The sequence below is a fragment of the Chromohalobacter canadensis genome, assembly GCF_029544075.1.
Lineage (GTDB): Bacteria > Pseudomonadota > Gammaproteobacteria > Pseudomonadales > Halomonadaceae > Chromohalobacter > Chromohalobacter canadensis_A.
On sequence record NZ_JAJQJH010000014.1, the window covers coordinates 41,807 to 64,426 of the forward strand.

The window sequence follows — 22,620 nt, forward strand, 5'->3', positions numbered from 1 at the left end:
TGCACCGAGTACACCGAGGACCTAAGCGCATTGCTGGCTCTCACCGCTCGGGCGAGATAACAAGCACGACCATCCAGTAAAGCTTCGCACAGTGGCTAGCGAGGGACGCGCGGACTTACTTGCCAGCAGAATCCTTGCACTGACGGCAGGGTTGGCATGAGGCAAGTGAGATTCAAAAGGAAGGTAGGAAGGTATTGTTGCGGAGGCTACATGAGCTACGCCCGTTTCTCTCGTTTACCTGGCGAGATAAGCCGGCACGCATCCATGCATGCGTTGCTGAATTGCATTATCAAGGAAGTGGCAATACCCCATGGTGCCGTATTCCACCGATGGCCGGCCCGGCGCGATGGACTGCCGCAGCAGTTGCACGGTCTACCCTTGCTGATCGAATGGTCGGCATCGCTGTCGCTGTTCGTGATGGTGGACCGGCGTTCGGTCATTGGTAGCCACTTTTATCTCTCCGATGTCTACCTGCGAGAGGCAGAGAGCGCTGGCTGGCATGCCCCTGAGATGGGGGAGTTGATCGCCGCGCTGTTGGAGCACTGCCGGTGGAATGACGGCACGCTTAATCGGGAATTGTGCGATCAAGTCGTGCAAAGCCAGGATGTCATGACGACGATCGTCACGCATGCCGTCGAGCAGCCCAGGCTTCATCCGCTGACGGACTACCGTTGCAGTGAGCAGGGGCTGTGGTTTGGCCATCCCAATCACCCCACGCCCAAGACCCGGCAGTGGCCGCCCCATTTGCTGCAGGACAGGCCTGCCTACGCGCCGGAGTTCTGCGCCACTACGGCTCTGTATCAGTTCTCCTTTCCGGTGGCCGGGTTGAGCGTGCAGGCCAATCGCATCAATGCTCAGGATGTACTGGCGCAGGTGGCGGACCAGCGCCATGCCGAGGATGACGGGCGTGTGGTGCTCAGCATGCACCCGGTGCAGGCCGATCTGTTCCTCCAGGATGCCCGAGTGGCAGAGATGATTGAGGACGGCACCATCGGCGATCTTGGCCAGAGCGGTTTGCAGGCGGCGCCCACCGCCTCGATGCGCACCTGGTACATCGCGGGGCATCCTTGGTTTCTCAAGGGCTCGCTGAATGTGCGCATCACCAACTGTGTACGCAAGAACGCCTGGTACGAGCTGGAAAGCACGCTGGTCATCGATCGCATCATGCACCGGCTCGTCCAGCTCGAGGATGCGGCGCTGCAGGCACTCTGCGTGGCCCAGGAGCCGGCCACGGTGCACTGGACGCCGGCCGCGGGCGATGAGGCCGATAAACGCTGGTTCCGGGAGCAGACCGGCATGATCCTGAGAGAAAACTTCTGTCAGCGCTTCTCGCCGGAACGTTGCTTGCTCAGCGCGACGTTGTTCGCGCGCGATGTGCAGTTGGTACCCATGGTGCTGTCCTTCATCGACACAGCGACGCCCGGCGAGGTACCTCGGCCACTGCCAGCGGAAAGCCGCGTCCGGGCGTGGTTTCAGGCCTACCTGCGTACTCTGGTGGGCCCGGTCTTGGGGCTATTCTTCCGCCACGGCATCGTCCTGGAGCCCCACCTGCAGAATTGCGTGCTGATCCATGACCAAGGCATGCCCCGGCAAGTGCTGTTGCGCGACTTCGAGGGGGTCAAGCTGACCGAGGATAAGGGAGTAGACTGGCTCATAGGGGAGTCACTGCATCCCCACGTCAGGGAGTCGATGACCTATTGTCGCGAGCAGGGCTGGAACCGTATCGCTTATTGTCTGCTCGTCAATCATGTCGCCGAGGCGATCCTGGCACTGAGCTGGCAGCGCCCGGCCCTGGACGAGGCGCTGTGGCAGGACACCCTGGACGAACTGCACCGCGTGCGGGAGGCCCTGGGCGGCGACGCACCAGAGCTGGATGCGTTGCTGGCGGGGGGCGAGCTGCCCTGCAAGACCAACTTCAAGCTACGGCTGATGGCCCGGGCGGACCGGCAGGCTCAGTATGTGGCGTTGCCCAATCCCTGGCACACCACGCAGAACCTGGGGCGGGAGGTGGCCTATGGCTGAGCGTCTGGCGATTTCCGATCACGTGCTCGCCGCCATCACCTCGCAGAGACAGGCCAGCTCAGAGCCCATGGCGGCGTTCTTCTATGACCTGCCGGCACTCGCCGCGCATGGCCGCGCCATGCGCGAGGCATTGCCACCGGGCGTCGAGCTCTACTACGCGATCAAGGCCAACAGCGAAGCGGCCATCATCGATATGCTGGCGCCGGTAGTGGACGGGCTCGAGCTATCGTCCGGCGGCGAGATCGCGCGGGCCTGCTCCTGCTCGACGCCGCGCCCTTGGGTGCTCTCCGGCCCGGGCAAGCTGGATACCGACATGCGTGAGGCCATGAGGAGAGGCGTCGAGGCCTTTCATGTCGAAAGCCTCGGGGAAGTAGCACGCCTGCAGGCGGTCGCGGCGGCGCTGGATCACCAGCAGCCGGTGCTGCTGCGTATCAATCCGGCCTTGCCCGAGGATCTCTCCAGCCGGCTGCGAATGGCCGGCACCGCCACGCCGTTCGGCATCGACGAGTCGCAGCTTGCTGACGCCGTCCGCGCGGTCGACGACGCGCCGAACCTGGCGCTGGTCGGTTTTCATATCCATGCCATGTCGCACCAACGTTGCGAGCAGCGCCACCAGCGGCTGCTGGCGTCCTACCTGGAGCGCTGGCCGCAGTGGCGAGCGCTGGCGCGCCAACCCGAGCGAGTCACGCAGCTCAACGTGGGAGGCGGCATCGGCGTGAACTATCTCCAGCCGTCCGAGCAGTTCGACTGGTCCGGCCTGTGCCAGGCCTTGGGCCAGCGGCTGGCGGCCATGGACGAGCCGCCGCTGGTGCGCTTCGAGATCGGCCGTTTTCTGTCGGCCTTCTGCGGCTACTACGCGATCGAGGTGCTCGATACCAAGGTCAGCCATGGGGAAGGCTTTGTCGTCTGCCGGGGCGGTACACACCAATTCAGACTGCCTGCCGCCCAGGGGCACGATCACCCGGTCATTCACCTGCCGCGCGACCCTCGGCAGGCGAGTGAGGGCGAGCGACGGCCCTGGACCGTGGTGGGGCAGTTGTGTACCCCCAAAGATGTGCTGAGCCGCCAGCAGGAGCTGCAAGGAGTCGAGGTGGGCGACTTGCTGGTGCTGCCGTTGGCCGGTGCCTATGGCTACAACATCTCTCACGCGGACTTCCTGTGCCACCCCCGGCCGGATCAGGTCTTCATCCGTGACGCCCGCGAAAGCAGCGAACCCGAGACGACCAGCCATCGGCGCGCCGAGCCGGCGAGCTGACCGGGACGCTGCGCCGATTCATTTTCCAGGAGTTACCCCATGACATCACAGGAACGTGTTCTGTCGCCGGCTGTGGCCATCGCAGACGACCCCGGCGCGCGGGGCTGCATCGACACGCCTTTTGCTTCCGCCAGGTACTGGCGGCATCACGCTCGCATTGAGCAGCGCGTCGTTGGCCAGCTGTTGCAGACCCTGCTCTACGAGGACGTGCTGCCCTATGAGGCCATCGCCGACCCGCAGCTCGGCGTCGCCGGCGCCACGCGCTTCTCCCTGACGCTGGGCCAGCGTCGCTATCGGGTGGGCGGCTGGCAGTGCCAAAGTTTTCGGCTGATTCGCCTTGAGCACGCCTCGCTGGTGGTCGAAGGCGATGAGGGCCGCGAGAACCCGGCGGGCACCCCAGCGCCAGTGAGCCTGCCTCGCTTCCTGGAGGATCTCGAGGCGGCGCTCAATGGTGGGGCGATTCAGCCGGGCTTCGTCGATGAACTGATGCAAACCCTGGTCAAGGATCTGCAGTCATCTGCCTGGCCGTTACCCGTCCACGAAACGCCGCAAACGCTGGGCGCCGATGCCCTGGAGCAGTACTTCACCGACGCGCACAGCTACCACCCTTGTTACAAGTCACGGCTCGGCTTCTCCCTGCGCGACAATCAGCGTTATGGGCCAGAGTTCGCCCAGCCGCTGCATGTGTGGTGGCTGGCCGTGCCGGTCCGCCTGGCGCACCAGGGGGCCGTCGATGGGGTGACGTCCGCCGACCGGAGCGCGGAGGACGCCGGGCCGCATGTGCAGGCGCGCCTGGCTGACTACCTCGCCAGGTACCGGCTGGCGCGCGACGAGGTCGTGCTGATGCCGGTGCATCCTTGGCAGTGGGAGAACGCGCTGGTGTCGGCGCTCTATCCAGAGCTTGCCAGTGGCGAAATCGTACTGCTTGGCGAGGGTGAGACGGCCTATACCGCGCAGCAGTCGATTCGCACCCTGGCCCCGCAGGACACGCATCAGCCCTATCTCAAGCTGGCGATGAGCATCACCAATACCTCCAGCACCCGCATCCTGGCGCGTCACACCGTCACCAACGCGCCCATAATCACCCAGTGGCTCCAGCGCCTCATCGCGACCGACGAGACTGCCAGATCCGCGGGTTTCGTGATCCTCGGCGAGGTGGCCGGTGTGGCGTTGAATGAGCGTGCTTTCCCCAGCGCTCGCTACCACGACGTGTACGGCAAGGTCGGTGCCATCTGGCGGCAGAACGTCGGCGAGTTCCTGGCCGACGGCGAACAGGCCGTGCCCTTCAACGGGCTGAGCCAGTTCACTCGCGACGCAGAGGGCGAGCCCGCCAGCCCCTTCATCGCGCCCTGGGTCGAACGCCATGGGCTGGACGCCTGGAGCCGACAGCTGGTGCATGTCGCGACCCTGCCGATCATCCATCTGCTGTTCGCCGAGGGTGTGGGGATGGAGTCCCATGGACAGAACATCGTGGTCATCCATCGCGATGGTTGGCCGGTGCGGGTGGCGCTGAAGGATTTTCACGATGGTGTGCGTTTCAGTCCCTCGCACCTGGCGCGACCTGAGCTGGCGCCTGCCCTGGAGCCCGTACCCGAGCGCCATGCCGCCCTCAACCGCAATTCCTTCATCGTCACCGACGACCCGCACGCGGTTCGCGACTATTCCTGCGACGCCTTCTTCTTCATCGCCCTGGCGGAGATGGCGATCTTCCTGCAGCGGCATTTCGGCCTGGATGAGTCACGGTTCTGGGCCATGGCGGCAGCGGAGATCAAAGCCTACCAGCGCGCTCACCCCCAGCACGGCGAGCGCTACCGTTGCTTCGACGTCTTTGCCTCTTGGTGGGAGGTGGAAGCCCTGACCCGGCGTCGCCTGTTCGGTGACGACGATCCCCAGGTCAAGCACGTCCCCAACCCGCTGGCGGCCTTCGCGCCCGGCAAGGAGGCGGCATGCTGAGGACCAACCAGCTTAAGTGGGCACTGGCCGAGGGCCGTGAGGTCCATGGGGTTATCGCCTCGCTGCCCGTGGCCGCCTCCATCGAACTGATTGCAGAGGCGGGTTTCGACTTCGTGGTGATCGACACCGAGCATGTGCTGATCAACCCGGAAACCGTCGAGCACATGATTCGCACCGCCGAGAGCTACCGGCTGACGCCCCTGGTACGGGTGGCGGATGCCGACCCCAAGGCCCTGCTACGACTGCTCGATGGCGGCGCCCAGGGAATTGTACTGCCCAACGTGGAAGACCCCGAGACCCTCGAGCGTGCCGTAGCCGCCTGCAAGTACGCCCCGGAGGGCAAGCGCAGTCTCAATGCCGGGCGGCCCGGCGCCTTCGGCAAGACCTCGCTGGCGGACTACGTCGTCGAGGCCAACCGGGAGATCATGGTGGTCGCCATGATCGAGAGCCGCCGCGGCGTGGCGGGGATCGAAGCGATCTGTGCGGTGCCGGGCCTCGACATGGTGCTGGAAGGGGCGGCGGACCTGTCCCAGTCGCTGGGCGTGACCTGGCAGCCCGGACACCCCGACGTCGTTCAGGCGCTGGAGGCGGTTCAGGGCACCGCCAGCGAGCACCACATTCCCTATTGCGCCTTCCTGCGCGATCCGGCGGCCAAGGCCCGGTGGCGGGCGCAGGGCGTCAGCACCTTCATGCTGGGCGACGAGCGAGGCATCGCCTTTCGTGCTCTGCAGCAGGCGCTCGGCGACGCCCGGACGCTAGAAAGTAGCGAGGCCCCACCGTCAGGAGGACACCGACAGTGAATTTTTCCTTTCCTTCGAATCGGGCAGGCGAGGATGCCTCGCTCGACAGTACCTACATAGGCAGTACCGATATCGACAGAACCGACACGGTGATGGAGTGCACGACCATGGACTCTCTCGATGCCAAGCAATACGCCCAGGCGCAGATCATGCAGTCGTTGGTGGACGGCCTGCTGGTCGAGGGCCTGCTGGATAGCCTGGGCGCGGCCTGGCTGAGTGCCGCCGAGGCCGATGATGGGCTCACCCGCCTTGCGGCGTTCCAGGCGCATTTGTTTCAAGTTCATTGCGGCACCCTTTCGCAGCGGTTCTGGCACTGGCCGCAGGATCGGCATCACAGCGTGGTCATGCTCTTGCGGCCCGGCATCGCCCAGGCGTGGGAGAAGGTGCCGGAGACCCCGGTGATCGTGAGGTATCACAAGAGCGGGGAGTGGGCGTCGCTCGACCCCGTCGCCTTCATGCGCCGCGTCTTCGGCGTCATGTCGCAAGACGACGAATCGACCCTAGGGCAGGGACAGCAAGTGTTTCTCCGGGCACTTGCCGACAGCTGCTGGCAGGCGGAAAGCTCCGTGGCACACCGGGTGGAAACGCGTGACCTGCTGGCTCGCGATACGGCCAAGCATTTTGCGATCATGGAACAGTGGGCATCGTTGCTCGACCGGCCCTTTCACCCTACGGCGAAGGCCAAGCAGGGGCTCAGCGAGAGCGAATATCGTGCCTACATGGCCGAGTTCAATGCCCTCATCACGCTGCGCTGGGTCGCGATGGCCCGTGACCGGGTGATGACCGGCGACGGCGTCGACGAGGCTTGCCCCGAGCCGGTGCGGTGGCTCGCCGGTGACGAGGGCCGCCGGGTGCTCGAGCAGGAGATGGCCTCGCGAGGGCTGGCCCGGACCCACGTCGCCATCCCCGTGCATCCCTGGCAGCATGAGCATGCGTTGCTCCACTGGCTGGAAGCGGCCTTCGCGGCGGGAGACTGTGTCACGCTGGAGACGCTCACCGAACCCTGGCTTGCGACCTCTTCACTGCGCTCGTTGGCCCCGACCACGGCGAGTCCGCATTTTCTGAAACTGCCGATGGCCATCCATTCGCTGGGCGCCTCGCGCTACCTGCCGGCAGTCAAGATGCTCAATGGCGACCTCAGTGCCCGCCTGCTTCACCAGGCTAGGGAAAAAGACCCCCGGCTCGCCGAGGCGCTTTACCTGTGCGACGAGAGCAAGTGGTGGGCTTACATGCCGAAGGAGGCGACGCTGTTCGACGAAGCCCCACGGCATCTGTCCGCCATGGTGCGCAGTTATCCCGATGCGTTGCTGGCAGACCCGGACGTGCGTCTGGTGCCCATGGCCACCCTGGGGACGCCGCTGCCGGGTGGCGAGCACCACCTGTTCGACGACTGGCTGGCGCAGCGCGGGATGGCGGCCAGCGCCGCCTCGGTGCAGGCACTCTTCGGCGAGCTGTGCGACACCTTCTTCGACATCAACCTGCGCATGTTCCGGCTCGGAATGCTGGCGGAAGTGCATGGCCAGAATGCGGTACTGGTCTTCAAGAAGGGGCAGTGTCACGGCCTGCTGCTACGTGACCACGACTCGTTGAGGATCAACGTCGCGCGTCTCGAGCAGCACGGCATGCAGGACCCGTGCTACTGCATCAAGCCCGGCCACGCCAACACCCTTTATCACGACAGCCTCGAGGCCTTGCTATTCTGGCTGCAGACGCTGGCGATCCAGGTCAACCTGCGCGCAATCATCGACACACTGGGGGATCACTACGGTGTTTCGAGTCATGAGCTGTGGAGGCAAATGGCGGCGTGCCTAGCGGCTGTGATCGATACGGTTCCCTTCGATGCTCGCGATCGCGCCATGTTCAATGAGCAGCTCTTCGAGAGCCCACAGTGGCCCTATAAGCGTCTCATCGCGCCGATCATCGAGCGTGCCGGCGGGCCGGGCAGCATGCCCTTTGCCAGTAGCTCGACCTGTAATCCCTTCATGCGCCTCGGCCTGCCCACCGAGACGCTGATCGAGGCCTGAGGCGGACAGCAACCGACGACGAACACCGCCCGAGATCGCCTTGGCGGTGTTTTCGTGTGGGCGGTGTTTTTACGGGAGAAGCGCGCTTAGCGAAACCATTCGGGGAACTCGGCTGCCAGTGCGTTACGCTTTTCCGCCTCTCGGGCCTGTTTGGCCTCGGCGGCGTCAGCCAGGGTATCGGCATGATGCACCGGGATGACGAAGAGCCCGTCGTCGTCACCGACGACCAGGTCGCCCGGGCTGATCGCGGTGCCGTCGATGGCGACGGGTGTGTTGATCTCGCCTTCCAGCTCCAGCGCTCGTGTGGTCAGGGGGCTGGTCGTTCGTGCATAGGTGGGCAGGTCCAGCCTGCATAGAGCATCCCGGTCGGTGATGGCACCGTTGGTGACGATGCCTGCGAGCTGCTTGCGCAGTGCCGCGTAGGCGCGAAATTCACCCCAGCAGGCACGCCGCTGGTCACCGGACACGTCGATCACCAGCACGTCGCCCGGGCAGGCCATCTTTAGCGCCTCACGGATGATGCTGCCGTCGAGGTGGGGAATCCTGACCGTCAGCGCCGTTCCCAGCAGCCTCACCGGGCGCTTCAGCGGCGAGAGCGAGGTGATGGCGCCGAAGTCGGTGATATGGCCAAGGGTGGATGTGGCAAGCGTTTGGTAACGTTGCCGTTGCTGTGCCGTGAAGGGGTCCTGTCGAGGGGCGATATGGAACATGGAGATTGCCTTGAGTGTAATGACACACAATGAAAGGGAACAAGCGCGGGCCGTCATTGACGGTGGTAGCGCGTCCGATGCAACAGGTAGACGAAGAAGGGCGCGCCGACCCCTGAGACGAAGATGCCGGCGGGCAGGTCCTTGGGCAGGAAAGCCACGCGGCCCAGCAGGTCGGCGTAGAGCACGATCAGGGCCCCGACCAGGGCGGTGACGGGCACCAGCCGGGTAAATCCCCGGCCCACTAGGCGGGCGGCGATATGCGGGGCGATCAGGCCCACGAAACTGAGCCCCCCGGCGAAGGCCACCGCCGCTCCCGCCAGCGCCACGCTGCAGGCCATCAGTACCAGCCGGCTTTGCAACACGTTCACGCCCAGCCCCTGGGCCACCGAATCCCCCAGCGCCATGGCATCCATGTGGCGTGCCAAGGTGAGGCACAGCGGAACGGCGACCAGCAGCCACGGCAGCATGCCGAAGACATCTTGCCACTGGGCGGCGTAGAGGCTTCCGGTCAACCACACATAGGCGACCATGGCGGCGGCATCGTCGCTGATCACGATCAACAGGGTGGTCACGGCCCCCATGGCCGCGGAGAGCCCGATGCCGACCAGCACCATACGTGAGGGCGTGATGCCACGCTTCCAGGCCAGCGAGAATACCAGTACCGCGGAAAGCAGCGCGCCGAGCAGTGCGGCGGCCGGCAGCCAATGGATACTCAGGCCGGTACCGAACAGTGCCAGGAAGGTCACGGCGGCCATGGCGGCGCCGCTGGTGATGCCGATGACGTCCGGAGAGGCCAGCGGGTTGCGCACGATGCCTTGAAGGATGGCGCCGGCCACGGCCAGGGCCGCACCCACCAACACGGCAAGCAGGATACGCGGCAGACGCAGTTCCCAGACGATGAAGGTGATGTCGCTGTTCTGCGGCGCGGCCAGCGCGTGCACCACCTGGTCGAACGAGGTGGGGAAGCTGCCCAGGCTCAGTGACAGCCCCATGCTGGCCAGCAGTACCAGAGCGAGCAGGGCACTGAGGAGTACCGGGCGGGTCGTGTGGCTGGCGGCGGTGTCGTTGCCTTGCTGTGGCAGGGAGGCGGAATGCGTCATGGTCAGATCTGCTTCCTGCGCGCCAGGTAGATGAAGAAGGGGGTGCCGATCAGGGCGGTCATCACCCCTACCGGGACATCCTGAGGTGGCATCAGAAAGCGCGAGGCCACATCGGCCAGCAACAAAAGGCTTGCTCCCAGCAGGGCACAGGCCGGCAGTAGCCAGCGATGGTCGACGCCGAAGAGGCCCCGCGCCATGTGCGGCACGATGAGACCGACGAAACCGATCATGCCAGCGAGCGCGACCGAACTGCCGGCGAGCAGGATCACCACCAGACCAAGCAGTAGCTTGATGGTGCCGGCGCGCATGCCCAAACCTTTGACCATGTCATCGCCTAGCATCAAGGCATTGGCGTGGCGGACCAGCAGCGTGCACAGCAGCAGGGCGATGCCGAAGAGCGGCAGCAGAGGTACCACTACCGATAGCTCGCGCCCCGACACGGAACCGGCCAGCCAGTACAGCACGCTTTCGAAGCTCTGTTGGTCGACGATCAGCAGGCCTTGGCTAAACGAGACGAACATGGCCGTGACGGCCACGCCTGCCAGCACGACCCGCAACGACGAAAGCTCCCCCTGGCGACCGCGACTCAGGATGACTACCAGGCAGGCCGCTACCAGGGCGCCCAGCAGCGCCGCCCAGACGTACTCGGCCGGAGTATGCAGGGGCAGCAGCGAGACTGCGACCACTACGAAGAACATCGCCCCGGCGTTGATCCCCAGGATGCCTGGAGAGGCGAGGGGGTTGCGGGTCATGGTCTGCATCAGAGCGCCGGCGATGGCCAGGCTCGCGCCGACCAAGGCGGCAATGACAGCGCGTGGCAGGCGCTCCGTGACAATGATGATATGCGCGACCCGAGCGGGGTCGTATTGCACCAGGGCTTGAACGAAGGTCGGCGGGGCGATATCCGTGGTGCCCAGCATGACGCTTGCCGCGAAGGCCGTCGCGACCAGTACCAGGCCCAGCAAGAGCCCCGCAATTCGGGAAGCACGATGATTCAGCATGCGCTCGACTCCTCGTCGTGGGCGCGAGACTTCGTGGACGTTCCCTCGGTGCAGGTAGCGGCGGGCGTCGTGGGATCACCAGGATCATCCAGCCCGTAATGGGCGTATAGATCATCCAGCATGGCATTGGCGGCCAGGATGCCCCCGCCCATGATCCAGTCCACTGGGTCCACCTCGAAGACACGGTCGTCTTGCACGGCATCCAGTCGTTTCCAGAGAGGATGGGAGATCCAGTGCCGATAGTTGCGCATGATGGCTGGATCGTTAGGTTCCAGGAGCACGAAGATCACGTCGGCATTCATGACCGGGATGTTTTCCTCACTGGTCAGCTTCATCCCCCAGTCCTGGTCGTGCAGGGAACTGGGTTGCTCGAAACCCAGCTCATTCAGGATGGAACCGGCGAAGCCCGTGGAGTAGATGCGTACATGGTCGCTCTTGAAGCGAACCACGGCGGCCTTTTGCGGCCAGGCGTCGCCCAGCGTGTCGGCGATTTTTTGGCGGAAGTCCGCCACGCGTGCGTCCCAGTTCCGCAACAGCTCGCGGGCGCGGGCTTCTCGTCCCGTGGCTTCGGCGATCAGTCTCAGGGTAGCCTTGAAGTCGAAGACGGTGTCTGTAGCGACCGTCGGCGCGATTTTTTCCAGCAGTGGCCGAACCCGCTCGTGGCGAAAGCGCGTGGCCACGATCAGGTCGGGTTTCAGCCAGGCGACCTTCTCCAGGTTGGGTTGGGTCTCCAGGCCGACGTGTTCCACGCCGTCGAGGGCATCACGCAAGTAGCGATACATGGGTTTTTCCAGCCAGGAGTCGACGACGCCGACTGGCGTGATGCCCAGTGCCACTGCGCTGTCCGTCGCGCCCTGGTAGAGGGTGACGATGCGCTGCGCCGTGGCGGGAACGTGGGTGTCGCCGAACGCATTAGTGACGCTGCGCATGTCCTGGCCGTCGGCGGCGAGGGCGGTGGCCGCCCAGGGCATGAGGGATACCAGCAGCGCGGCCAGACACAGTCGCCGGGTTCGGGTGTGAGGTTTCATTCCGGCCTCCTGGCGGATGCGGTCTTCAGGGGGTTGCGGGACGCGCGCGCAGACGATGACACGCCGTCTGGCGACACAGAGTCGTGTCGTGTCACGGCGTGGCCGAGTCGCCAGGCCAGCGGCAGGCAGCATGCGGCGACCGCCGCCAGTGCCAGGAACGCATGGTGCAGTGCGGAGGCGCTCGCCTCGGTATAGGGAATGCCCCGACCCAACGCGGCTTGCACGGTCGTGTCGTAGTAGATAGAAAGCGTGACGATGCCGAGCGAAGAAATCAGGCGCCGGGACATATTGTTCATGGCCGAGGCCTGGGCGACGCTGGCCTCGGGCAGCTCCTTCATGCCCACCGTGGTGGAGGGCAGATAGGCACAGCCTAGGCCGAGGCCGCGCAGGCCCATCCAGGCGCCGATCATCCACACGGGCGTGGCCTTCGTCAGCGTGGCAAGTCCCACCAGGCTTATCATGGTGATCAGTAGCCCGATGCCGAGGCACCACTGTGGTGGGTAGCGGTCGATCAGACGCCCCGCGATGGGCGAGCAGGCAGCGGCAGCCAGTGCGGTGGCCAGAAACACCAGCCCCGTAGTCAGGGGGCCGAATCCCAGCGCATTCTGCATCCACAGCGGCACCAACAGAATGCAGCCGAACAGGATGATCGACTGCAGGCAAGCCAGGATGACGCTGAGCCGATACCCGCGATGGGAAAACAGTGAGAGGTCGAGCAAAGGCGTATCGGCATGTCGCTCGACGCGCACGAAGAGCACTAATGCCAGCAGGCCGACCGCGAGCGTCAGCACGGCCTCGATGCGCAAGAGATCCGTCAGTGTCTCCACCCGGCTTAGGGAAAATAGCACTGTGCCCATCCCCAGGGTGATCAGCACGAAGCCGGGCAGGTCGAACCGACGTCGATGATGGGTCGGCTCCGTGGGAAGATAGCGATAGCTGCACAGCAGCCCCAACAGCGCAAACGGCATGTTCATCAGGAACAATGCCCGCCAGTGGCTGATCTCTAGCAGCAGCCCGCCGACGCTGGGGCCGATGGCTGGAGCGATCATCACCGCGAAGCCCCATATCCCGCTAGCGCGGCCTCGCTGATCGCTGGGGTAGGCGGAGAAGATCAGTGACAGAGAAAGAGGGATCATCAGCCCCGCTGCCACACCTTGCAATCCTCGCGCGAGGATGATGCCAGCCAGGCTCTGGGCCATGGCGCCGAGCGCCGAACCGGCCAGAAACCCCCACAGACCCAATAGGTAAACGTGCTTACGACCGAAGCGATCGGCGAGATAGCCAGTGAGCGGCATGGTCATGCCCATGGTGATCATGAACAGCGTTACCACCCAACTGACTTCCGTGGCGCTGGCATCGAAGGTGGCCATCAATTCGGCCACGGCAAGATTCAAGGCGCTGTTGTTGAGGCTGACGGTAAAGGTACCCAGCAGCACACTGATCAGCACCTTTCCGCCATGCTGGGTAGCATGCGGCATGGATACTCACTTGATGAGAGCACAGAAGGCATCGCTTAGGCATGATGCCAATGAGGAATGCGTCATGGAGTAAAATAATGACACGATGCAAATTTTAATGCAAAACATTATCAATTGCGATTGATCTCGAGATCCACGAAAAGCGGCGCCATGGAGGCGCCGCTCAAAAAGCCAGATCGGTCAGAGTCTGTGCTTAGAAGTCGAGCTGGTAGCTCAGGGTGAAAGTACGTCCCCGCCCTTTGAAGTAATACTCGTCGCTGACCCTTGCCGCCTGGGAATAATAGGTGAAGTAGTCCTCGTCGGTGAGGTTTTCCACACCCAGACTGGTACGGCCCACCGGCAGACGATAGGCCAATGAAGCGTCGAGTAAGCCGTAGCCGTCGAATTCGAGCTCGGGATCGCCGACGCTGCGGTCGAAGTAGCGGCTGTACTGCAGATGCGAGGAGAGTTTCTCGTTCCAGGCGGCACTCCAGGCGAGCTTGAGGGTGTCCGGTGCGATATTGATGCCGGTCAGTTTGCTATCCACGCTGCCGTCACCGTCGGTATCCGATTTACCCTCAGTGTGCGTATAGGAAGCCCGCAGTTGGTGAATATCATTCACCTGGGCCTCGCCGGTAATCTCGACGCCCTGGATTTCGGTCTTCTCGCGGTTGCCGACCCAAGTGCCGTTTTCTTCGGTGAGGCGCTCGCCATAGTCGGAGTTCGATTCAAAATAGCTCAGCTCGAGCCCATAGCGATCCCAGTCGAAGCGGGCGCCGATCTCACGGTTGTCGGTGACGATTGGTTGCAGCGTCAGCAGTGAGTCAACGTCCTGGCCCGGCGTGTCGATGCCACGCAGTACCCGGCCTACATCGGGCATGCCAAAGCCTTCGGAATAGTTGGCATAGATCTGCGCCCAGTCGGTGGCCTGGTAGACGATGCCAGCGTTGTAGAGCGTCTCGTTGAAGTCGGGTTTGCCGCCTCCGACGCTGACGTTGTCCTGAGTCACGTTGCTGCGATCGATGGTGCTGTAATCGTCGACCTCGAGTTCGGCATATTCCTGACGAACCCCGGCATGCAGGCTGAGCGCTTCAGTCAGGTCATAGTCCCCCTGAAGGAACACGGCTGCGTTGCGGAAGCGCGTCTCCGGTACATAAGTACGATCGGTATGGACCAGCATCTGGCGGGTATCATCCTGTAGCAGATCGAGCCCCGTGGTCAGCTTAAGGCGATCGTCGAGCAGGCCGTCGCGGCTCAGGGTGAACTTGGCGCCGAGTTTGTCGGACTCGTTGCGGGTCTGGTCATAGAGGGTGTTGCCACTGCTGCCCTGGTAAGGGAAGTAGGGCGTGGTGGCGAACTGGGCGCGAAAACGCTGGGTATAAAGTTGGGCGTCCAGGCTGTTGCCCAGCCAATCGTCATGAGAATACGACAGCCGGGCAGTGGTGACCTCGTTATAACCAGGATCGCCATCCGGATTGCCCTTGCGTGCGGTGGTGGCAACGCCGGCGTCGCGGTCGCCGACCACTGGCACGTAGTCACCTTCGCCTTCGAGCTCGAAGCGATTGATCGATACCTCGACATTTTGATCGTCGTCGATCCAGTAGGCCGCCTTGGCTAACAGGTCGTAACTGGTGGAGTTCTGGAGTTCGCCAGGATAGGCGACGCCCACTTCATCATCGTTGCCATCGTAGAAGACACCGCGTTTTTGGCGACTGGCGGCGACCATGTAGTCCCAATCGCGGGTTTGGCCACTGAGACGGTAGTCCAGTTTGTGGCCGAAACCTTCCGACTCGAAATCGTCGTCACTGGTCAAGCTGACGCCGACATGCTGGCTTACCCCGGCGCCTTCGGGGCGCTTGGTCACGTAGTTGATGATACCGCCGGTCGCACCCAGGCCGTGTTCGGCGCTGGCTCCGTGAATGACCTCGATGCGCTCGACCATGGAGAGGTCAATGGTGTAGCTGTCGCGGCTGCTATCACGTAGTGGGTTGGATTGGGGTACGCCATCGACCAGGAACAGCGGCGAGCGACCACGGAAGGTCTCTCCCGCATTGGATAGCTTCTGGCGGCTGGGCGAGTAGGAAGGTATCAAGTTGCTGAGTACCTGCCCAGGGTCCTGAGTGATCGCCAGTTGCTGCTCGATTTGCTCGCGGGTAATGATAGTGACCTTCTGCGGGGTCTCATCTTCGCGACTTTGGTTGCGGGTGGCGGTGATGACCAACGGGTCCAGCCCATGGTCGTTGGCATCTTGCGATTCCGAGCTCGTTGAGGCTTGGGCCAGCGCCGTGGCTGGTAGAGCAGAGGCGAGCACCAATGGGAGCAGCGAGAGTTTCTTATGGCGTGGTCGTTGGAAGGCTTGCATGGTAAACCGATATCCCCTTGCCGGATTTGATGTGGTGATTTTGCTGTTATAGGTCTTGAACGCTAAAGATAATGATAATTCTTTTTATTTGCAATATTGGCACATCGCATGATCTGAGCAGGGGAAGGGGCGTCATGCCACGTTTTCTTTGGGAGGGATTTCGAAAGCCTTGACCGCGACGCCGTGGCACGACACATCAGGCAACGCGTGGCGGGGAGCAGGGACCAGCGTTGAACGTTCGTCATTGTGAAAACAAATCACAATTCTTATCATATGCGATAGGCTTTGCTTGACGCGCGTGCTCCCGGGCGTCTGCTAATAAAATGTCACAAGGAAACCTCATGTCCCGCTCCTTCTCCCCGTCGCTGCCGATCAACGTGCTGTCGTCCCCGGCACGCTGCCTGGCCATGGCAACATTACTGCTCGGCTGCCCGCTGGCGGCGCAGGCACAAGATAACGCAGCACAGAGCGATACAGTGGTCGTCACCGCGACGGCGCTGAAGGTTGCCATGCCGCTTGCCGAGACGCCGCGTTCGGTCTCGAGCGTTGATCGCGAAGAACTCGATGCACGTAACGTCCAGAGCCTCGATGAAAGCTTCCGTTATCGTAGCGGGGTGCTGTCGGGGCATTTTGGCGCGGATAACAATACCAATTGGTTCAAGGTGCGCGGCTTCGATCAGGCGACCTACTTGAACGGATTGCGTCTTTACTCACCGGGATATTACAAGTGGACGCCCGAGCCTTATGGTTTGGAGAGTGTCGATGTCTTTAAAGGACCGGCGTCGATTCTCTACGGTGAAGCGCCCTCCGGCGGCATCGTCAATGCCGTGAGCAAACGCCCTACCGCCGAGAAGCGTGGTGAAGTCGAGATCCAGGCCGGCAATCGCAATCATCGTCAGTTCTCCTTCGATACCTCGGGGCCGGTCACCGAGAGTGGTGATGTTCGCTACCGGATGGTGGGGCTGTATAAGGAGCGTGATGGCGATTTGAAGGACACTGATAATGAGCGTGTCTACTTCGCGCCGAGTCTGGCATGGGATATCAGCGATGATACCCAACTGACAGTGTTGGCCAGCTACCAGAAGGATGACGGCGTCCCTGAAAACCCCTTCAAATTGGCTTACAGCACACTTGAGGACACGCCCTTTGGTAAAGTCGATCCCGAAACCAATTATGGCTCACCGGACTATGACAAGGATGAGCATACCCAGTTAGGGATCGGTTATGAACTTCAGCACCAGCTCGACGACACTTGGAAGTTCGAGCAAAACTTTCGTTACAGCCACTTAGACCTGGAACTGCGTAGTACGTACCTTATGTCGTATCGCAACGATGCGCGGACAGCTTATCGTGGTCATCTGCAGCGTGACGGTGAGATCGACAGCTTTACCATCGATAACCGTATGGTCGGCAAATGGTATACCGACAACACGGAGAATACGCTGCTTTTCGGGGTCGACTACCAGAACCTGAGTCTTGATGGCAAGGAGTACGACAGTTATACCTACGATACCGTCGATATCTTCGCTCCTGACACAACCGCTACACCGGTGCCTGACAGCCAACTGATAGGCAGGCAGATCGACAAACAGCAGTTGGGTATTTATGTACAGGATCAACTGCGTATTGACGATCGCTGGGTGCTGCTGGGCAGTGTTCGCCATGACAGCGCAGATGTGAAGAATACGAATCAGGACACCGATGTCACAGTTGATGAGACCCAGTCCGAAACATCGTTCTCCGGCGGCGTGATGTACTTGGCTGACAATGGAGTGAGTCCGTATTTCAGTTATACCGAGTCGTTCAGACCGCAAGCCCAAACTGATGACCAGGGGGCGGTTTTCGAAGAGATCGAAGGCAATCAGTGGGAGGCGGGTGTTAAGTACGCACCTGCATCTTGGGACGGTTACATAAGCGCGGCTGTGTTCGATATTGAGGAATCCAACTCCTTTGTTACCCAGCCTACTGGGGATCAACAGCAGGGAGGTGAAACAACCTCTACTGGATTTGAGCTCGAGGGCGTTGGCTATCTCACTGATTCGCTCCAGTTGACGGCCGCATATACGTATACAGATGCACGTAACCAAGATGACCAGCGCAAGGAGCTTATTCCGCGTCATCAGGCTTCCGCGTGGCTGGATTACGACTTCACCAAAGGGGCCGTCAAAGGACTGAAACTGGGCGGTGGTGTGCGCTATGTAGGCAAATCCGTGGCTAGCCCGGGTAGTAGCATCGATAGTGATGTGCCGTCCTATACGCTGTATGACGCCATGGCGAGCTACGACTTCAATACGCACTGGACTGCTCAGATCAATGCCAATAACCTCACCGATGAAGAGTACGTCGCCAGCTGCGACTATTATTGCTACTACGGTGAGTCGCGTAGCGTGATCGGCAGCCTCAAGTATCGCTGGTAAGCGGAAAGTTATACGAAGTCAGAAGAAAGATGTAAAAAAATGGCCCGGGATCCCCCGGGCCATTTTTTATTGATCGTCATACTTCATGTGCCGGTACTATTGTCTTCCGTCTTCCGTCTTCCGTCTTCCGTCTTCCGTCTTCCGTCTTCCGTCTTCCGTCTTCCGTCTTCCGTCTTCTGCCTGCCCACAGCGCTACAGTCGCCGCAGCGTCCACATGAAGTAGGCGCCGCCGAGCAGGGAAGACATCAAGCCGGCGGGAATTTCCTGGGGGAACAGCCACTGGCGTCCCAGCCAGTCGGCCAGCACCATCAAGAGCGCCCCCAGCAGGGCGGCGGCGAGCAGGTGAGCGCGTGCCCGCGACGCGCCCAGCAGGCGTGCCATGTGCGGTGCGAGCAACCCCACGAAGGATAGCGGTCCGACCACCAGCGTGGCGGCGGCGGTGAGCAAGGCGACGACGCCCAGCAGCGCGAGACGCGCCCGGTCGACATTGACGCCCAGCGCGCGGGCGCTGGAGTTGCCCATCGGCAACAGATCCAGCCAGCGCGACAGGGACTGCATCGCCAGCGTCAAGATCACGGCGCTTGCCGCCACGGCGACGGCCAGCACGGTGTCGACGTAATAGGTCGAGCCGGACATCCAGGCGAGCAGTTGCTGCGTGCGCGGGTCACCGTTGGCCAGCACGATGCTGCGCAGGGGATCGAACAGAGCGGTGATGGCGATCCCCGTCAGCAGCACGCGCTCCGGTTGAAAGCCGCTGCGGCGGTTGATCAGCAGCAGCACCCCGAGCGTCGCCAAGGCGCTCAGGGTGCCGGCGATCAGTAGCATCGGCAGGCCCACACCGGGCACGAACATGACCACGCCGATCAGGCCGATGGCGGTGCCGCCACTGATCCCGACGACTTCCGGACTGGCCATGGGATTGCCGGTGACGCGCTGGATCAGCGTGCCGGCCAGGGCGAGTAACGTCCCGGCACCCGCCGCCGCCAGGGTACGCGGCAAGCGCCATTCATGGGTGGCTTGCCACACCGACCACGAGGGCAGGGCCCAGCCTTGGCCGTCCTGGCCGAGCAGCAGGGATGCCGCGAGCGCGACCAGCAATGCCAGCCCCAGTGCCAGCTGCAGGCGCATCGGATGCCGACGACGTGGCGCCGCCAGCATGGGGGCGGTCTGGGGGCGATCGCCGCCGAGCTTGAGGCGCGGAATCAGCCAGAGCAGCAGCGGGGCGCCGAGGGCGGCGGTGGTCGCGCCGGTGGGAATCATCGTCGGCAGTGCGCCGGAAACATGCTGCAGGAGTTGGTCGGTGGTGGTCAGCAGCAAGGCGCCGAGCAGCGGCGCCCACAGCAAGCGCTGGGGCAGCGTGCGCGCCCCCAGCAGGCGGACGATGGCCGGTGCCGCCAGGCCAATGAAGCCGATGATGCCCACCACGCTGACGACACAGGCGGTGATGAAGACCGCCAGCCCGAGGCTCAGCAAGCGCAGATGCCTGAGCGAGACCCCGAGGCTGCGGGCATTGACGTCGTCGAGCTCGAGAATCGCCAGCGGGCGCAGCATGAGCGCGGCCAGGGCAAGCGCGATGAGCAATCGCGGGAGCAGGTAGAGCACGCCGTCCCAGCTGTTCTGCGAGAGCGAGCCCGCGCCCCAGACCATCAGGCCGCGCAGCTCTTCCTGATGGAAGAGGATCAGCGTGGTGCTGACCGCGCCCAGGTAAAGGTTGACCACCAGCCCCGCGAGCACCACCACCATGGGCGCCAGGCCGCGTCGCCAGGCCAGCGCGAACACCAACCCCATGGCCAGACCGCCACCCGCCACGGCCACCCACTCGCGGCCGAGAACGAGCAGTCCCGGTGCGAACAGGGTGGCGAGCAGCAGGGCGAGCTGTGCACCGGTGGCGACGCCCAGGGTCGTGGGGGCGGCCAGGGGGTTGCGCAGCACCTGCTGCATCAGCACCCCCGCGATGCCCAGGGCACCGCCCGCCAGCAGAGAGATCGTCCAGCGCGGCAGCCAGCTGTAGTGCGTGAGTACCTGGTCGATATTGCGTTCGTCGGGCACGAACAAGGCTTGCGCCCACTGCGCGGCCGGCAACTGCGTGGCCAGCGAGTAGCCACTCAAGGCCAGGCAGGCCAGGGCCAGCAGCACGCATAGGCGCGCCGGGGTCATCACGACATGAGGAAACGGCAAGGAGCGAGAGATCCAGTCACGCATCGGGTGCCTCGCGGTGGGCAGCGGTGCGAGGCGCCTCATGCAGGGCCTGGGTCAGGTTGTCGGCGAAGCGCCGTGCTGAAGGGGCGCCACCAAAGCTCCATACCGGTGGCAGCGTGAGAACGTCATCGCGACGCATGGACGGCAGGTGTTGCCAGAGCGCGCTCGTCTCGAGGCGTTCCTCGACGCCCACGGGCATTGGATCGACCACGACCAGGCGAGCGTCGTCCAGCCCGGCCAGGGCTTCCAGGCCTACCATGGAGAAGCCCCAGTAATTGGTCTCCCGCTGCCACGCATTTTCCAGCCCTAGGCGCTGCATGACGGCGTTATAGAGGCTATGGTCGCCGAACACGCGCACATGGCGGGCATCCATGAACTGCACCACGAGCAGTGGCCGTGCCTTGGTCGCGTCGCTAAGCCCGTCCCGCAGCTCGGCCAGGTGCGCGTCCAGCGAGGCGAGTAGCGTGTCCGCGCGCTCCTCGCGATTCACGAATGCGGCGATTTCACGGGTGGCTTTCTCGAGTCGCGTCCACAGGTCGCTGCCCGGCGTATACAGCGCCACCGTGCTCGTCGGTGCGATACGTTCGAGGCTTGGCTGCAAGGTGCTGAACATCGGCGAGATCAGAATGCGGTCGGGCGATAACTGGGCCAGCAATTCCCGGTTGGGCTGCGCCCGCAGGCCGATGTCGGCCACCTCGTCGGGCAGCGGCGGCGCGCCGACCCATTCGCGGTAGGCGTCGGTTTGTGCCACGCCCACGGGCGTCACGCCGAGGGCCAGCAAGGTTTCGGCGATGGTCCAGTCGACGGTGGCGATACGCGGTGTATCAGCGGCGCTGGCGGTATACGGCCCGGCGAGAAGCACCAGCAACGCCAGGGCAAGGAGGTGAAAGCGGAGAGTGTCTCCGCGCATCGACAACGGCGTCACAGCGACTCCATCAATGCAGCACGGCGATGGGGTGCTCGCCGCCGGGGTGGGACATGACCCGCATGGGGATGCCGTAGATGGCTTCCAGGGTGGCATCGCACATCAAGTCGCTGGGCGCGCCTTGGGCAAGCACTTGTCCGCTGTGCAGGGCGATTAGATGATCGCAGTAACGCGCCGCCATGTTTACGTCATGAAGGACGATGACGACGCCTAGCCCCAGCTCACGACACAGTGATCGCACCAAGGCCAGTACTTCCACTTGATGCGCGATGTCCAGCGCCGCCAGTGGTTCGTCCAGCAGCAGAAACCGGCTTTCCTGGGCCAGTAGCATGGCGAGCCACACACGCTGGCGCTCGCCGCCGGAGAGCGTGTCGACCAGGCGGTCGGCGAAGGCTTCGGTATGGGTCAGCGCGATGGCGCGATCGATCTGCGTCTTGTCCTTGCCGTTGAGACGCCCCAGAAGGCCATGCCAGGGATAGCGTCCGAAGCCCACCAGCTCGCGGCCGGTAAGGTTATCGGCGCTGGGCAGGTGTTGGGGCAGATACGCCACATGGCGAGCGAACTCGCGCGTGCCCCAATCGGCGAGTGGGCGCTTGTCGAGGCGGATCTCGCCTCGGCTCGGGGCTTGCTGCTGCGCGAGAAGCTTGAGCAGGGTCGACTTGCCCGAGCCATTGTGGCCAATCAGCCCATACACCTTGCCTTCCTCGAAGGTGAGGTCGGTGGGCTGCAATAGGCACTGGCCGTTGACCTCGAAGCTGGCAGCGTCGACGTTGAACATCAGGTGGACCCCAAGCGGGAGAAAGCATAGGGCGCAATCGTAATTCAAATAAGAACGGTTATCAAAACTCCTTGCCCCGTCATGTCAGGCGTCAATGGCTTGGCGACAGGCGCGCAGCGCTTGCTCGATGTAACGTCCGGCCATGCGTTCCGAGACCCCGAGGCGGGCCGCGATCTCGCGTTGGGGCAGTCCCTCGAGGCGATGCCATAGCAACGCCTGACACACGTGACGAGGCTGTCGTCGTAGGCAGGTGCGTACGCATGCTAGGCGCTGAGCTTGGCAGACATCGGCCTCGGGGCAATGCCGTGCGCAGGCGAGTCCGGTCGTGGTGTCTTCTAGGGGGATCGTCTCGGGCCGGGCCCTGGCCTGGCGCTGATGATCGATCAGCAGGTTGCGGGCAATGCGGAACAGGTAGGCGCGAGGATTGGCGAGCGGTTGAGTGAGTGTCGCGCGCTGCAGGCGCAGATACACCTCCTGGCAGAGGTCGGCCGCTAGCTCCGGCGTATCCAGCTTGCCGGCCAGATAGCCGACAAGCTCCCGGGAATGCTCCATGAACAGTCTATCGAGTGTATCGACCATATATCGGGTC

The 22,620-nt window shown here is 63.3% G+C and carries 16 protein-coding genes; 6 read left to right on the forward strand and 10 right to left on the reverse strand.

The annotated features are described in order from the left end of the window. The first annotated feature begins 210 nt into the window (after nucleotides 1–210). From LUN51_RS14640 to LUN51_RS14660, 5 genes are read left to right on the forward strand one after another with little or no spacing between them, the layout of a single operon-like run. A complete protein-coding gene (locus LUN51_RS14640; protein WP_277811810.1) occupies nucleotides 211–2,022 on the forward strand; it encodes an IucA/IucC family protein in 1,812 nt (603 codons plus the stop codon). Then, the gene (locus LUN51_RS14645; RefSeq protein ID WP_277811811.1) at nucleotides 2,015–3,277 is read left to right on the forward strand and encodes a type III PLP-dependent enzyme; all 1,263 of its coding nucleotides are present in this window, start codon (nucleotides 2,015–2,017) and stop codon (nucleotides 3,275–3,277) included. Before LUN51_RS14640 ends, LUN51_RS14645 begins: the two co-directional genes overlap by 8 nt. Nucleotides 3,278–3,316: 39 nt before the next feature. Beyond that, nucleotides 3,317–5,230 carry an IucA/IucC family protein gene (locus LUN51_RS14650; RefSeq protein ID WP_277811812.1) on the forward strand — a complete coding sequence of 638 codons (1,914 nt, stop codon included), beginning with the start codon at nucleotides 3,317–3,319 and terminating at the stop codon, nucleotides 5,228–5,230. Then, nucleotides 5,224–6,030 (forward strand): HpcH/HpaI aldolase family protein, encoded by an 807-nt coding sequence (locus tag LUN51_RS14655; protein ID WP_277811813.1) that lies wholly within the window; start codon nucleotides 5,224–5,226, stop codon nucleotides 6,028–6,030. The genes LUN51_RS14650 and LUN51_RS14655 overlap by 7 nt, the downstream gene beginning before the upstream one ends. Next, a complete protein-coding gene (locus tag LUN51_RS14660) occupies nucleotides 6,027–8,054 on the forward strand; it encodes an IucA/IucC family protein (RefSeq protein WP_277811814.1) in 2,028 nt (675 codons plus the stop codon). Before LUN51_RS14655 ends, LUN51_RS14660 begins: the two co-directional genes overlap by 4 nt. Nucleotides 8,055–8,140: 86 nt before the next feature. Here LUN51_RS14660 and LUN51_RS14665 read toward each other — a convergent pair whose 3' ends face one another. The 6 genes from LUN51_RS14665 to LUN51_RS14690 form a co-directional block, all read right to left on the reverse strand. Beyond that, nucleotides 8,141–8,764 (reverse strand): RraA family protein, encoded by a 624-nt coding sequence (locus LUN51_RS14665; RefSeq protein WP_277811815.1) that lies wholly within the window; start codon nucleotides 8,762–8,764, stop codon nucleotides 8,141–8,143. Between the two features lie 53 nt (nucleotides 8,765–8,817). Beyond that, the gene (locus tag LUN51_RS14670) at nucleotides 8,818–9,864 is read right to left on the reverse strand and encodes a FecCD family ABC transporter permease (protein WP_277811816.1); all 1,047 of its coding nucleotides are present in this window, start codon (nucleotides 9,862–9,864) and stop codon (nucleotides 8,818–8,820) included. Between the two features lie 2 nt (nucleotides 9,865–9,866). Beyond that, nucleotides 9,867–10,865 (reverse strand): FecCD family ABC transporter permease, encoded by a 999-nt coding sequence (locus LUN51_RS14675; protein WP_277811817.1) that lies wholly within the window; start codon nucleotides 10,863–10,865, stop codon nucleotides 9,867–9,869. Beyond that, nucleotides 10,859–11,893, reverse strand: a complete 1,035-nt coding sequence (locus LUN51_RS14680) for an ABC transporter substrate-binding protein (protein WP_277811818.1) — start codon at nucleotides 11,891–11,893, stop codon at nucleotides 10,859–10,861. The genes LUN51_RS14675 and LUN51_RS14680 overlap by 7 nt, the downstream gene beginning before the upstream one ends. After that, nucleotides 11,890–13,371 carry a DHA2 family efflux MFS transporter permease subunit gene (locus LUN51_RS14685; RefSeq protein ID WP_277811819.1) on the reverse strand — a complete coding sequence of 494 codons (1,482 nt, stop codon included), beginning with the start codon at nucleotides 13,369–13,371 and terminating at the stop codon, nucleotides 11,890–11,892. Before LUN51_RS14685 ends, LUN51_RS14680 begins: the two co-directional genes overlap by 4 nt. Before the next feature lie 193 nt (nucleotides 13,372–13,564). Then, a complete protein-coding gene (locus LUN51_RS14690) occupies nucleotides 13,565–15,712 on the reverse strand; it encodes a TonB-dependent receptor (protein ID WP_277811820.1) in 2,148 nt (715 codons plus the stop codon). Between the two features lie 341 nt (nucleotides 15,713–16,053). Here LUN51_RS14690 and LUN51_RS14695 point away from each other — a divergent pair, with 341 nt between their 5' ends. Next, nucleotides 16,054–18,129, forward strand: coding sequence for a TonB-dependent siderophore receptor (locus tag LUN51_RS14695; RefSeq protein WP_277811821.1), 2,076 nt, complete (start codon nucleotides 16,054–16,056; stop codon nucleotides 18,127–18,129). Nucleotides 18,130–18,321: 192 nt separating this feature from the next. Here LUN51_RS14695 and fhuB read toward each other — a convergent pair whose 3' ends face one another. The 4 genes from fhuB to LUN51_RS14715 form a co-directional block, all read right to left on the reverse strand. Continuing rightward, entirely contained in the window at nucleotides 18,322–20,331 is a 2,010-nt protein-coding gene (fhuB, locus tag LUN51_RS14700; protein WP_277811822.1) for a Fe(3+)-hydroxamate ABC transporter permease FhuB, read from the reverse strand. Beyond that, nucleotides 20,324–21,253 (reverse strand): ABC transporter substrate-binding protein, encoded by a 930-nt coding sequence (locus LUN51_RS14705; RefSeq protein ID WP_277811823.1) that lies wholly within the window; start codon nucleotides 21,251–21,253, stop codon nucleotides 20,324–20,326. Before LUN51_RS14705 ends, fhuB begins: the two co-directional genes overlap by 8 nt. Nucleotides 21,254–21,263: 10 nt before the next feature. Continuing rightward, on the reverse strand, nucleotides 21,264–22,031 hold the full coding sequence (locus LUN51_RS14710) for an ATP-binding cassette domain-containing protein (RefSeq protein WP_246895313.1): 768 nt from the start codon (nucleotides 22,029–22,031) through the stop codon (nucleotides 21,264–21,266). A gap of 84 nt (nucleotides 22,032–22,115) precedes the next feature. Next, nucleotides 22,116–22,610, reverse strand: a complete 495-nt coding sequence (locus LUN51_RS14715; protein WP_277811824.1) for an RNA polymerase sigma factor — start codon at nucleotides 22,608–22,610, stop codon at nucleotides 22,116–22,118. Nucleotides 22,611–22,620: the final 10 nt, after the last annotated feature.